This is a genomic window from Croceitalea sp. MTPC6 (genome assembly GCF_036985525.1).
In the GTDB taxonomy this organism is placed as follows: Bacteria; Bacteroidota; Bacteroidia; order Flavobacteriales; family Flavobacteriaceae; genus Croceitalea.
Window position 1 is genome coordinate 23,399 of the sequence record NZ_BTGR01000002.1, and the last position, 13,382, is coordinate 36,780.

A 13,382-nucleotide genomic window follows, 5' to 3' on the forward strand; every position below is an offset into this window, starting at 1 on the left:
CCAGAAACGATGAAAAACAGGATACTATCGGTTGATATTTTTAGGGGAATGACCATTGTTTTAATGATTTTGGTAAATACTCCTGGAACATGGTCAAATGTATATTCACCTTTCTTACATGCTAAATGGCACGGTTATACACCAACGGACTTAGTTTTCCCGTTCTTTCTTTTTATCGTTGGGACATCTATTGTCTTTGCATATCAAAATAAAACAATCAATTCGGGCACTTATAAAAAAATTACTATAAGAAGTCTAAAGTTGATAGGCTTGGGTCTGTTTTTGGGAGCTTTCACATTAAGTTTTCCATTTATAAAAGAGTTTTCCGAGATTCGATTCCCTGGAGTTTTGCAAAGAATAGGCGTAGTTTTCTTTTTTGTAGCAATTCTCTTTATAAACTTGGATTGGAAAAAACTTATCGGAGTTTCTGTACTACTTTTAATAGGGTATTGGTTGTTAATGACATTGGTTCCAGTTAACGGAATAGAATCCACATTGGACCGTGCTCCAAATAATTTTGCAAATTGGTTAGATGTAAAAGTATTTGGAACCCACAACTACAAGCCAGACTATGACCCTGAAGGATTGTTGAGTACAATACCATCAATTGTAAGCTCTTTATTGGGCATATTCACTGGACTTATTTTAACTTCAAAACAAAAGAAAAAAGCAACGATTCTTTTTGGTTTAGGAGGCTCTTTGTTATTGTTGGGTCATTTATGGGATTTCGTTTTTCCAATAAACAAAGCACTTTGGACCAGTAGTTTTGTATTGGTAACGGCAGGTTGGGCAAATGTGGTTTTGGCTTTAATCTACTATTTAACCGATAGTAAGAAAATCAAATTTGGCAGTATCTTTAGATATGCTGGTGCAAATGCGATTGTACTATACTTTTTGTCAAGTTTTATTAGTAAAATAATGGGTATGATTAAGGTTGGAGAAACCTCATTGCATGGTTGGTTATTCCAAAACGTATATGTAAAGGATTTTATGTCTTTAGAACTTTCTTCTTTGCTTTATGGACTAAGTGTTGTTGCCTTTTATTGCTTGTTGGCCTATGTGCTATATAAACGCAAGATTTTTATAAAGGTTTAATCTTTCAAGTCCATTAATCTAGCTACATACTTCCCAATAACATCAAACTCTAAATTTACCGTTGCTCCCTTTTCATAGGTATTGAATCTTGTATGCTCATAAGTGTAGGGTATGATGGCCACACTAAAAGAATCTTTTTTTGAATCCACAACAGTGAGACTAGTCCCATCAATGGTTATAGAGCCTTTTTCTATGGTTACATTATTTAGGCTTACATCATAGGTAAAGGTAAAAATCCAACTACCATCTTTTTCTTCAACGCTTTGGCAAGTTGCTGTCTGATCTACGTGCCCTTGTACAATATGGCCATCTAAACGAGCCCCTAAAACCATGGCTCGTTCCAGATTCACTTTATCTCCAATCTTTAATTCTCCAAGGCTTGTTTTGGCTAAGGTTTCTTGAATGGCAGTAACAGTATAGGTATCATTTTCAATAGCCACAACTGTTAGGCAAACCCCGTTATGAGCAACACTTTGGTCTATTTTAAGCTCTGCAGTTAGTTTGGAGCTTATTGTGATATGAAGGTTCTCGCCTTCTTTCTCTAAGTGTTTTACCTCTCCTAAAGTCTCAATAATACCTGTGAACATGTCTTTATATAAATTACCTAGCTTTGTAGTGTAAAAGTAGCTATTCGAACACAGATTTTATGGAAGGAAGAAAAAAAATACGCTTGGGCATTTCGGTTGGGGATTTAAATGGAATAGGTTGTGAAGTAGCGTTAAAAACTTTTGAAGACAATAGGATGCTGGATTTTTGCACACCTGTTTTGTTTGCTTCCAACAAAACGATATCCCATCAAAAACAGACACTGAATATTGAAATGAGCTTTAATGGAATCCACGATGCCAGTAAAGCTATAGATGGAAAAATCAATGTGGTGAATGTTTGGAAAGAAACACCAAAAACTGAATTTGGAAAAGCCACTGAAGAAGGAGGAAAATACGCAATTAAATCGCTTAGAGCAGCTGTTGATGCATTAAAAAACAACAGTATTGATGTGTTGGTTACCGCACCAATAAACAAAAACAATATTCAAGCTGAGGATTTTAAATTTCCTGGACATACGGATTATTTGGCCCAAGAACTCAATGGGGAGAGCCTCATGTTTATGGTAACGGACGAGCTTAGGGTAGGGCTATTAACTGATCATATAGCCGTAAAGGATGTTGCTAATGCCATTACTTCAAAACTAATCAAGGATAAAGTGATGACCATGTCCAAATCGCTCCAAATGGATTTTGGTATCCGACGGCCCAAAATAGCAATGCTCGGGATAAATCCACATAGTGGGGATAACGGTACAATTGGAGAGGAAGATGAGAAAATTATGAAGCCAATAATCCAAAAAATGTTTAATGAAGGCAGTCTGGTTTATGGTCCTTATTCGGCAGATAGTTTTTTTGGCTCAAACGGACATCAGAAATTTGATGCTATTTTGGCAGCTTACCATGATCAAGGACTCATCCCCTTTAAAACACTTTCTTTTGGTAAGGGAGTAAATTTTACGGCTGGTCTATCTAAAGTTAGGACCTCTCCAGACCATGGTACGGCTTACGAAATTGCAGGTCAGGGAAAGGCAGATGAAAGCTCTTTTAAAGAAGCTGTTTTTGCAGCAATACGCATCTTCAGAAATAGAAAAGAGTATGAAGAGTTGACGAAAAACCCCCTTCAAAAACAAAAAGTAAAACGCTCTGCGTAAAAGAGCATTATATTTTTAGCTAAAGATTGGCTTTTTGCAAATAAATAGTATCTTTGCACCCGCCTTATGGGCTGGTACACAAACCTTACGAGTTAAAAAGATGGAGTTGAAGGAGTTTTTTATTCCTTTTTCAGGATTGAAGTTAGGAAAACACGAGTTTGAGTACACGATTGACAACAAGTTCTTTGAATCTTTTGGCTATCAAGAGTTTAACGCTGTAGCAATTGACTTAAAAGCTGCTTTGAACAAGATGAACACCATGATGGAATTGGACATCAAAGCATCTGGTAGCGTAAATGTCGATTGTGATTTAACCAGTGAACCCTACAATCAAGAAATTAGTTCTGATTTACAGTTGGTGGTTAAGTTTGGGGAGGAGTATAATGATGAAGATGATGAGATTTTGATATTGCCCCATGGGGAACATCAATTTAATATTGCTCAATATGTTTATGAAATGCTGGTTTTGGCAGTTCCGCAAAAAAGAGTGCACCCAGGCGTGCTCGACGGAACTTTAAAATCTGAAGCATTGGACATGCTAGAAGAGTTAGAACCAAAAGAAACAAAGAAAGAAAAAGAAGATATAGACCCTAGGTGGAACGTATTAAAAAAATTATTAACGGATAAATAGGCAACGATGGCACATCCTAAAAGAAAAATATCAAAAACTAGAAGAGACAAGAGACGTACGCATTATAAAGCGGTTGCTCCTACAATTGCTAAGGACTCTTCAACTGGAGAAATGCACTTATACCACAGAGCTCACTGGCACGAAGGTAAATTGTATTACAGAGGTCAAGTTTTAGTTGATAAAACAGAAGAAGAAACAGCGGCTTAATTTGTCGTTTTAAGAGATTTATTAACTCCTGACTTTTATGTTGGGAGTTTTTTTATGGGTTTAATTGATTTTTTAAAAGCGACCAGTTTTGGCATAAAAAGTCGCGAAAAATCACTATTTTTCACCACTTTTTGGTCAATTTTTATCTTTTTTGACAAAAAACGGACACTAGCATGACAAAAAAAACAGCAGCGATTACCGCTGTAGGAGCATATGTTCCAGACTTCATTCTTACCAATGAACTATTGGAAACAATGGTGGATACCAATGATGAATGGATTACCAGCAGAACCGGTATAAAAGAGAGAAGAATCTTAAAGAAAGAAGGCGAAGGAACCTCTTATCTTGCCATAAAAGCTGCAGAAGATTTAATTCAAAAAACAAATCTTGACCCATCAGAAATCGATTTGGTCCTAGTGGCAACCGCTACGCCGGATATGATGGTAGCATCAACAGCAGCTTACGTAGCTTCCAAAGTAGGGGCAACCAATGCATTTTCATATGATTTGCAAGCCGCATGTTCCAGTTTTTTATACGGCATGTCAACGGCTTCCAGTTACATTGAATCTGGTCGTTACAAGAAAGTTTTATTAATTGGAGCAGATAAAATGTCGTCCATTATTGATTACACGGATAGAACTACGTGTATCATTTTTGGTGATGGCGCAGGAGCCGTACTTTTTGAGCCTAATGATGAGGGATTAGGGCTGAAAGATGAATATTTAAGATCAGATGGAATTGGTAGAAATTTCTTGAAAATGGATGCAGGGGGTTCAATTTTACCTGCTTCTGAGGAGACGGTAAAGAACAAACAGCATTATGTTTTTCAAGATGGTAAGTCGGTATTCAAATTTGCAGTTTCCAATATGGCAGATGTTTCTGCTAAAATCATGGAGCGGAATAACCTTTCACATGATGATGTAAATTGGTTAGTTCCCCATCAAGCAAATAAAAGAATTATTGATGCTACTGCAAATAGAATGGGAGTGGCTGAAGATAAGGTCATGATGAATATTCATCGTTATGGAAATACTACTTCTGCTACTTTACCACTTTTATTAGCAGACTATGAGGACCAACTAAAAAAAGGGGACAACCTTGTTTTTGCTGCATTTGGAGGCGGATTTACTTGGGGGTCAATTTATTTAAGGTGGGCATATAACTAATATAGAATAACTAAATCAAATTCAATGGATATTAAAGAAATTCAAAGCTTGATCAAGTTTGTGGCCAAATCTGGCGCAAGTGAAGTGAAGTTGGAAATGGAGGATATTAAGATTACTATCCGTACTGGTGATCAATCCAACTCTCCAGAGACAACAATTGTTCAGCAAATACCTATGGCACAAGCCCCTGTTGCTGCTGCCCCTGCTCCTGCTGCCCCTACAGAAGCTGCTGCCCCTGCTCCAGCCGCAGAAACTTCAGAAGATGACTCTAAATACATCACTATCAAATCTCCTATAATAGGTACTTTTTATAGGAAGCCTGCACCAGACAAACCAAACTTTGTTGAGGTTGGTAAAGAAATACAAAAAGGGGATGTACTTTGTGTTATTGAAGCTATGAAGCTTTTCAATGATATTGAATCTGAGGTTTCAGGAAAAATCGTTAAAATTTTAGTCGATGATTCCTCACCGGTAGAATTTGACCAACCATTATTCTTGGTTGACCCATCATAATTTTAAGTTTAGAAGTTTGAAGTTTAAAGTTTAAAGCAAATGCTTTTAAACAAATAAACTGCTAAACCGTAAACTCTTAAACTAAAAGAACATGTTCAAAAAAATATTGATTGCCAATAGGGGAGAAATCGCACTTCGCGTTATACGAACGTGCAAAGAGATGGGCATTAAAACTGTTGCTGTTTACTCCAAAGCTGATGAGGAAAGTTTGCATGTGCGCTTTGCGGATGAAGCGGTTTGTATAGGTCCAGCTCCCAGTAGTGAATCATACTTGAAAATTCCAAATATTATAGCTGCCGCTGAAATCACCAATGCGGATGCTATTCACCCTGGTTATGGGTTTCTTTCAGAGAATTCTAAATTCTCTAAGATTTGTGCAGAGCACCAAATTAAATTTATTGGGGCTTCAGGCGAACAGATAGATAGAATGGGAGATAAAGCTACTGCAAAGGAAACCATGAAAAAAGCAGGAGTTCCCTGCGTACCAGGCTCAGACGGACTTCTTAAAGATGTGAAGGACGCCAAAAAGACGGCTAAAAAAATGGGCTACCCTGTAATGATAAAAGCTACCGCTGGTGGCGGTGGAAAAGGTATGCGTGCTGTATGGAGCGAAGATGAGATGGAAGAGCTATACAATAGTGCTGTCCAAGAAGCATCTGCTGCTTTTGGTAATGGAGCAATGTATATGGAAAAACTTATCGAAGAGCCACGCCATATAGAAATTCAAGTGGTCGGTGACCAATATGGAAAAGCTTGTCACCTTTCGGAACGTGACTGTTCTGTTCAAAGAAGGCATCAGAAACTAACAGAAGAGACACCATCTCCCTTTATGACAGATAAATTAAGGGATGCCATGGGTAAAGCTGCAATAAAAGCTGCAGAATATATAAAGTACGAAGGAGCGGGGACAGTAGAATTTTTAGTGGATAAGCACCGAAAGTTCTATTTTATGGAAATGAATACCCGTATTCAAGTAGAGCATCCAATTACAGAACAGGTAGTGGACTATGATTTGATTCGTGAGCAGATTTTAGTGGCGGCTGGAGTACCAATTTCAGGTAAAAATTATATTCCCAAGCTGCATTCTATTGAGTGTAGGGTCAATGCAGAAGACCCATACAACAACTTTAGACCTTCTCCTGGCAAAATAACTACATTGCATACCCCTGGGGGGCATGGTATTCGTTTGGACACACATGTTTACGGAGGTTATATTATACCACCTAACTATGATTCTATGGTGGCCAAATTAATTACCACGGCACAAACTCGTGAAGAAGCCATTAATAAAATGAGACGTGCTTTAGATGAATTTGTGATAGAAGGGGTTAAGACTACGATACCATTTCATAGACAATTGATGGATCATCCAGATTATTTAGCTGGCAACTACACTACTAAGTTCATGGAAGATTTTGAAATGGATGAAAAATATGATTACTAAAATAAACCCCGATTTATCGGGGTTTATGTTTTTATGGAATTAAGTTATTGGGAATATAAAACATGGCTCTCCAACATTGATTTCACCATTGTTGGGAGTGGTATTGTGGGTTTGACCACAGCTCTTCAATTAAGGAAAAGATTCCCTAAAGCCAAAATCCTAATAATAGAAAAGGGAATACTCCCCCAAGGAGCGAGTACTAAGAATGCCGGCTTTGCATGTTTTGGAAGTGCTTCTGAATTACTTTCTGATTTAAAAGCCCATAACAAAGAAGAAGTCCTAAGACTTGTACAACAACGTTGGAAAGGTATTCAAGAGCTTAGAGGACTAATAGGAGATAGAACTCTTAATTTTGAACAAAATGGTGGCCATGAACTGTTTCTAGAAAAGGATAAAGCATTATTTTACACTTGTTGTGATAAACTACCAATGCTAAATAAGCTCTTGCTTTCTGTTTTTAAAGAAGAAGCATTTAATATTACAGAAAACAAATTTGGGTTCAAGGGAGTAAACAATTCTTTTATTACTCAAAAATTCGAAGGTCAAATAGACACTGGTGCTATGATGGAAGGTCTTTTAAGATTAGCCAAAAAAGAGGGAGTAGCAATTTTAAATGGAGTAAGCGTTAACGATTTTAGGAATGATAAAGAAGAAGTTATAGTTAAGACCAACCAGTTAGAATTTAAAACTCAAAAGCTTTTTATAACCACAAATGGTTTTGTTTCGCAACTTTTAAATGAGAATGTAAAGCCAGCAAGAGCCCAAGTTTTAGTAACAAAACCGATTCCAAACCTAGAGATTAAAGGCACTTTTCATTTTGATGAAGGATACTATTACTTTAGAAATGTTGACAATCGTATTCTTTTCGGTGGTGGCAGAAATTTGGATTATAAAGCTGAAGAAACGGATGAATTTGGAAAAACTGCATTGGTCCAAAATGAATTAATAAGATTGTTAAACGAAGTAATTTTACCTGACACAAACTTTGAACTGGATAGAAGCTGGAGTGGAATTATGGGGATAGGAAACAAAAAGAAACCAATTATAAAACAAGTTTCTGATAATGTATTTTGTGGGGTTCGTTTGGGCGGGATGGGTATTGCGATTGGAAGTTTGGTAGGAAAAGAATTAGCAGCGTTAGCATAAATGAAAAAACAAGTATATCAATTTTGCGAGCAATATATTTTTGACAGATTTGAACGAATAAAAAATAACATTCAAGAAGTTCAAAATTCGTTAAGCTCAGAAACTAAAAGTAGTGCTGGAGACAAACATGAAACTGGGCGGGCAATGCTCCAATTGGAAAGAGAGAAATTGGGGCAGCAACTATTAGAGGCTGAAAAGACTTTAGAATTACTTCAAAAAGTAAGTGTTACTAAGACTTCATCTTCTGCATCTTTAGGCAGTTTGGTGAGTACTACAAATGGCACATATTACATTGCAATTTCAGCAGGGAAGTTTGAAAATATGGGTGATGTTATTTACTGTATTTCGGCAAACACGCCAATAGGAAAATTGCTAATGGGGCAATCACAAGGAGATACATTTGTGTTTAATGGAAATGAACATAAAATACTGGAAATCAATTAGTAATAGTCAACTTCATTTAACTTTTTCTTAAAATTTAGTGCTATTTTCTTTCTTATATTTAAATCTAATCAATAAACAAAATAACATGACAACACAGGAAGTAGCAAACAAACTGGTATCTCTTTGTAGAGAAAATAAGTATGAGGACGCCTATAATTTATATGCAGATGATGCGGTAAGCATTGAAATGGACGGTATGCCCGGTGAAAAAGTAACTAAGGGCAAAGAAAATATTTGGAATGGATACCTTAAATGGGCAGAAGGTATAGAAGAAATGCACGGAGGATCTGTGGGGGAGCCAGTTGTTGCAGCTAACCATTTTGTAGTTCCAATGTCCATGGACGCCACCTTTAAAAATCAAGGCAGATGGGCGTTTGATGAATTGTGTATGTATGAGGTTGAAAACGGAAAAATTAAAAAAGCCCAATATTTTTATGAAGTCCCAACAATGGGTTAATCTAAACTTGGCTTTTGCCGATTTGCTTTTTTTGAAGCAGCAGCTTTTTTAGATTTTAATCGCTTTTCAATTGAAGATTTAGAAGGCTTAGTAGGTTTCCTTCTTTTAGGAATGTGCAAAGCCTTTTTTAGTACTTCAAAGAAACGTTTTATTACTAGCGCTTTATTTTTATGTTGACTTCTGGCTTCATCACATTGGAGAACTAAAGTTCCATCTTTAGCAAGGCGGTTTTTTAGTTTAAAAAACAACCGTTCTTTTTCAATTTCAGAAAAACCTTCAGAATTTAAAATATCAAAACTGAGCTCAACTTTTGAAGAGACCTTATTAACATGCTGGCCACCGGCACCGCTACTGCGAACAGCTTTAAACTTAAGCTCCTTTAAGATGACTTCTTTTTGCAAAAGATAGTTTTACACAAAGATAACCAAGACAATAGGTTAATTTTTTTGATAGCTTAAAGCCATTAAATTAAATTCTGAATTATTCTCTGTATTGCCACTGTCATTTAGGGACTGGTTGGCATAGCTAGACCTGTAGGTAGGGCAGCCCCTCTCTTCTCCACCCCATTGTGTGGCCTCGATTACAATGGTAGAGATGTTTTTTGTTTCTAATTTAAAACGGTAGGAACCCATAGAATCTGGTAATTTTCCTTCAATGGAGTATTCATCCAAAAGAATTCCGCTTCCAATTTCTTCTCTATCTGCATTGAAAGCAGTCCACTTTCCAGATTCATCCACCCTAGTTGTGTCGTTATCTTCACAAGATGTCCCTTCTTTTGCCTGTCTGCCTTCCCTTGGGTCCATTTGCCCAACCTGTATTGTTACATTGTTTACAGGACTGCTAAAATTGATAATCAATTGTTCGCTGGCCTTAACTATTTCACCTTGATATTCGTAATAATAATCAATCTGTTCCCATCTACCTCCGGCTACACCAAAACCATCATCAGTAAAACGATTTTCATAAACTACCCTTCCATTAGAACCATCTATTTTTTTAGCGGTAAGCGTAACATCGTCATTCCAAGATTGGCTTCCCTCACCATCATTTGTTAAAATATCTGGGCTAGCAGTCAATTCTATTGTTCCAGAATTTTCACCACTATTGGAATCCTCAGAATTGGTGTCTTCATCTGAATTAGTGGAATCTTCCGTAGGACTTTCTTCATCAACATCGTTTTCTGTAGAGCATGAGATTTGAAACAGAAATAAGCATATAAAAAAGGGCAAGATTAACATTTTCATTTTAATAGCATTTTGGGGTTCTAAAAAGCTAACGGAGAAAAAAAAGAAAATGGTATTACTATTTAGCAGTTTTCGACAAAATACTACTTCGATTTAATGTTGATTCTTTTATTTACCAATTGTAGTGAGAGATTAAGATAAACTCTGGCATGAGCTTTAAGTGTATGAAGGTTTTTAAAGAATACAGTTTGCCCATTTTCAGCTACTGCCTCAATTAAATAGTAACCACCTTTAAAATGATTGTTGATCACATAAACTTCAAAGCCAGAATCTTTTGAAATTTGTAATTCATGTGGATAGATTAATATTGATGCTTCAACCTCTAAATATTCTTTAAGAAGGGAGATGGGCAATTCGTTTACTTGACCAAAAAGTGAGGCAATATATTTTTCTTTTGGTTTTTGGTACAAATGCTCAATAGTGTCGTAGGCTGTCATTTTACCATCCCTTAAAATAAGTATGCTGTCTGCAAAAGATAGTACATCCTCGGGGTCATGGGTGGCATTTAGAATGGTAATTCCCTTTTCTTTTAAATAAGGAAAAAGAATATGTCTAAGCTGGGTTTTTTTGAATTGGTCTATATTGCTAAAGGGTTCATCTAGAAGAAGTACTTCTGGCTCTTGAGCCAAGGCACGCGCTAGTGCCACTCTTTGTTTTTGACCGCCGCTAAGATTTTTAACCTTAACCTTTGCAAAATCTGTCATTTCAATAACTTCTAAAAGCTCGTTAATGCGATTTTGATGATTTTCTTGGTCAAAAGCAGAAAGGAACTCGGCAATATTTTCAGCAACTGATGTAAATGGCATTAGATCAAAATCCTGAGCTACATATTTCATATATTTTTCACCTGGGACCAGATTAAAATTAGGCCCCAATACTTTTTGATCATTCCAGAAAATCTCTCCAGAATCTAAATGAAGCAGCCCATAAATTGCTTTAAGTAACGTGCTTTTTCCCGAGCCACTTTCGCCCATAACAGAAAGATGACTTCCCTTTTCCAGTGAAAAAGAAATTTGCTCAAGAACCTTAGTGTCTTGGTAAGAAAAAGAGATGTCTTTTATACTTAGCATGTACGTTTAAAAAAGTAAAATCCGCTTCTAAAGAAACGGATTTTAAACAACTATTATTTTAACAAAGAAACCTAGTCTTTAAACTCTTTTAGCACTGCTTGGTTAGGCAATTCGTCAAAGCCCATATTAAACAGGGTAAAACCAAAAATATCAGCATATTGTTCTATGGTTTTACTTACCGGGGTGCCTGCACCATGACCTGCATTGGTTTCAATACGAATTAAAGTAGGATTGGTGCCTGCTTGCTTCTCTTGAAGTTCCGCAGCAAACTTAAAACTATGTGCTGGAACCACACGGTCATCGTGATCACCTGTTGTAACCAAGGTTGCTGGATATTCAACTCCTTCTTTTACATTATGTACTGGGGAATAACCCTTTAAATATTCAAACATTTCTTGGCTTTCTTCCGCTGTTCCATAATCATAGGCCCATCCAGCACCTGCAGTAAATGTATGGTAACGTAACATGTCTAAAACCCCTACAGCTGGTAATGCCACTTGCATTAAATCTGGACGTTGCGTCATGGTAGCGCCAACTAGTAGACCACCATTAGAACCACCACGAATAGCCAAATATTCTTTAGATGTATACTTGTTTGCAATTAAATACTCTGCAGCGGCTATAAAGTCATCAAACACATTTTGCTTTTGTGTTTTTGTCCCAGCATTATGCCATTTTTTGCCATATTCTCCACCACCTCTAAGGTTTGGTACGGCATAAACTCCACCCTGTTCCATCCAAACAGCATTTACAATACTAAAAGAAGGCGTAAGGCTAATATTAAACCCACCATAACCATATAAAATTGTAGGGTTCTTTCCGTTAAGCTCAACCCCTTTTTTATGGGTAATGATCATGGGCACTTTTGTGCCATCTTTTGATTCATAAAAAACTTGTGTCGACTCATAATTTGCTGGATTAAAATCGATATCTGGTTTCCAATATCGCTCGTATTCCCCAGTTTCCACATTGTATTTGTAAGATGAACCGGGCGTATTATAATTGGTGAACGAAAAGTAGAATTCTTTATCCTCTTTCTTTCCTCCAAATCCGCCAGCACTACCAATCCCCGGTAGTTTTACCTCACGAATCAGTTTTCCTTCAAAATCGTATTGCAACACTTTAGAAATTGCATCTACCATATATTCAGCAAAAAAATAACCTCCACCAGAGCCAGCAGTCAATACGTTTTCGGTTTCTGGAATAAAATCTTTCCAATTGTCTGAATTAGGATTGGAAGCATCTGTAACCACAATTTTTTTGTTGGGTGCATCCATATTGGTCACCAACCAAAGTTTAGAGCCTTCGTTTTCCATGACGTAAGTGTCAGAATCTGTATGGTCCAAAACAGTAACCAAGTCTCCATCTGTAGAAAGGTCTTTCAAGAATAGTTTGTTGCCAGAAGTTGAGGTAGAAGCTGTAATTATCAAATATCTTTCATCTTCAGTTAGGTAGCCACCAACATAACGATGTTTTTCTTCTGGGGTTCCTCCAAATATTAATTTATCTTCTGACTGTGGGGTGCCAATTTTATGATAATATAATTTGTGTTGATCAGTTTTGGCAGAAAGCTCACTGCCTTTAGGTTTGTCATAACTAGAATAGTAAAATCCTTCTGTTCCTTTCCAAGAGATTCCACTGAATTTAATATCCACTAAGGTATCTTCTACCTGTTCCATGGTCTTGGCATTAATTACGATGGCTTTTCTCCAATCGCTACCACCTTCAGAAATTAAGTAGCCGGCTAAAGAACCATCTTTTGTAAAGCTAAGTCCGGCAAGAGAAGTAGTTCCATCTTCGGAAAAGGTGTTGGGGTCTAGAAATACCTCTTCATCGCCATCTCCTTTTTTTCGGTAAACCACATATTGGTTTTGTAACCCATTATTTTTATAGAAGTAGGTATACTCGCCTTCTTTAAATGGAGAACCTAGTTTTTCATAGTTCCAAAGTTTTTCGAGGCGATTCTTTAAATCTTCACGGAATGGAATACTATCTAAGTACCCAAAAGTGGTTTTGTTTTGGGTTTCTACCCATGATTCTGTTTCTGGACTTCTATCGTCTTCAAGCCAACGATATGGATCGCTTACTTCAGTTCCAAAATACGTGTCTACAGTATCAACTTTTTGAGTGGTAGGATAGTTCACAACGATAGGGTCTCTCTTTTTTTTAGTTTCGCAAGATGCCAAAAGCACTATAGCGAATAGGAAGGTGATTTTTCTCATTTTTTGGTGGATTTAATCTTCCGAAAATACCATAAATGAATTGA

15 protein-coding genes are annotated in these 13,382 nt (G+C 36.8%); 10 read left to right on the plus strand and 5 right to left on the minus strand.

What is annotated here, in order from left to right; genetic code table 11:
* The first annotated feature begins 9 nt into the window (after positions 1–9).
* Positions 10–1,095 (plus strand): acyltransferase family protein, encoded by a 1,086-nt coding sequence (locus AACP56_RS04485; RefSeq protein WP_339336239.1) that lies wholly within the window; start codon positions 10–12, stop codon positions 1,093–1,095.
* On the opposite strand, the gene AACP56_RS04490 is transcribed toward AACP56_RS04485, so the two are convergent.
* Positions 1,092–1,682, minus strand: a complete 591-nt coding sequence (locus AACP56_RS04490) for a riboflavin synthase (RefSeq protein WP_339336241.1) — start codon at positions 1,680–1,682, stop codon at positions 1,092–1,094. The two genes, AACP56_RS04485 and AACP56_RS04490, sit on opposite strands and share 4 nt — an antisense overlap.
* 59 nt (positions 1,683–1,741) lie before the next feature.
* Between AACP56_RS04490 and pdxA the strand changes: the two genes are divergently transcribed.
* The 9 genes from pdxA (at position 1,742) to AACP56_RS04535 (ending at position 8,802) form a co-directional block, all read left to right on the plus strand.
* Entirely contained in the window at positions 1,742–2,794 is a 1,053-nt protein-coding gene (pdxA, locus tag AACP56_RS04495; protein WP_339336243.1) for a 4-hydroxythreonine-4-phosphate dehydrogenase PdxA, read from the plus strand.
* A gap of 100 nt (positions 2,795–2,894) precedes the next feature.
* The gene (locus AACP56_RS04500) at positions 2,895–3,425 is read left to right on the plus strand and encodes a YceD family protein (protein WP_339337024.1); all 531 of its coding nucleotides are present in this window, start codon (positions 2,895–2,897) and stop codon (positions 3,423–3,425) included.
* Between the two features lie 6 nt (positions 3,426–3,431).
* The gene (gene rpmF, locus AACP56_RS04505) at positions 3,432–3,632 is read left to right on the plus strand and encodes a 50S ribosomal protein L32 (protein ID WP_339336245.1); all 201 of its coding nucleotides are present in this window, start codon (positions 3,432–3,434) and stop codon (positions 3,630–3,632) included.
* A 173-nt stretch (positions 3,633–3,805) separates the two neighbouring features.
* The gene (locus AACP56_RS04510) at positions 3,806–4,798 is read left to right on the plus strand and encodes a beta-ketoacyl-ACP synthase III (RefSeq protein WP_339336247.1); all 993 of its coding nucleotides are present in this window, start codon (positions 3,806–3,808) and stop codon (positions 4,796–4,798) included.
* Positions 4,799–4,822: 24 nt separating this feature from the next.
* Positions 4,823–5,311 carry an acetyl-CoA carboxylase biotin carboxyl carrier protein gene (gene accB / locus AACP56_RS04515; protein WP_339336249.1) on the plus strand — a complete coding sequence of 163 codons (489 nt, stop codon included), beginning with the start codon at positions 4,823–4,825 and terminating at the stop codon, positions 5,309–5,311.
* Positions 5,312–5,402: 91 nt separating this feature from the next.
* Positions 5,403–6,755, plus strand: a complete 1,353-nt coding sequence (gene accC / locus AACP56_RS04520; RefSeq protein WP_339336251.1) for an acetyl-CoA carboxylase biotin carboxylase subunit — start codon at positions 5,403–5,405, stop codon at positions 6,753–6,755.
* A gap of 33 nt (positions 6,756–6,788) precedes the next feature.
* Positions 6,789–7,901 carry an NAD(P)/FAD-dependent oxidoreductase gene (locus tag AACP56_RS04525; RefSeq protein WP_339336253.1) on the plus strand — a complete coding sequence of 371 codons (1,113 nt, stop codon included), beginning with the start codon at positions 6,789–6,791 and terminating at the stop codon, positions 7,899–7,901.
* Positions 7,902–8,345: a 3-oxoacyl-ACP synthase gene (locus AACP56_RS04530; RefSeq protein ID WP_339336256.1), complete on the plus strand. Its 444-nt coding sequence runs from the start codon at positions 7,902–7,904 to the stop codon at positions 8,343–8,345. It abuts the gene before it with no gap.
* A gap of 85 nt (positions 8,346–8,430) precedes the next feature.
* A complete protein-coding gene (locus tag AACP56_RS04535) occupies positions 8,431–8,802 on the plus strand; it encodes a SnoaL-like domain-containing protein (RefSeq protein WP_339336258.1) in 372 nt (123 codons plus the stop codon).
* Here AACP56_RS04535 and arfB read toward each other — a convergent pair.
* The 4 genes from arfB to AACP56_RS04555 form a co-directional block, all read right to left on the minus strand.
* Positions 8,799–9,203 (minus strand): alternative ribosome rescue aminoacyl-tRNA hydrolase ArfB, encoded by a 405-nt coding sequence (arfB, locus tag AACP56_RS04540; RefSeq protein ID WP_339336260.1) that lies wholly within the window; start codon positions 9,201–9,203, stop codon positions 8,799–8,801. The two genes, AACP56_RS04535 and arfB, sit on opposite strands and share 4 nt — an antisense overlap.
* 36 nt (positions 9,204–9,239) lie before the next feature.
* The gene (locus tag AACP56_RS04545; protein WP_339336262.1) at positions 9,240–10,046 is read right to left on the minus strand and encodes a hypothetical protein; all 807 of its coding nucleotides are present in this window, start codon (positions 10,044–10,046) and stop codon (positions 9,240–9,242) included.
* Between the two features lie 83 nt (positions 10,047–10,129).
* Positions 10,130–11,116 carry an ABC transporter ATP-binding protein gene (locus AACP56_RS04550; RefSeq protein ID WP_339336264.1) on the minus strand — a complete coding sequence of 329 codons (987 nt, stop codon included), beginning with the start codon at positions 11,114–11,116 and terminating at the stop codon, positions 10,130–10,132.
* Positions 11,117–11,187: 71 nt separating this feature from the next.
* A complete protein-coding gene (locus tag AACP56_RS04555) occupies positions 11,188–13,338 on the minus strand; it encodes a prolyl oligopeptidase family serine peptidase (RefSeq protein ID WP_339336266.1) in 2,151 nt (716 codons plus the stop codon).
* Positions 13,339–13,382 lie beyond the last annotated feature (44 nt).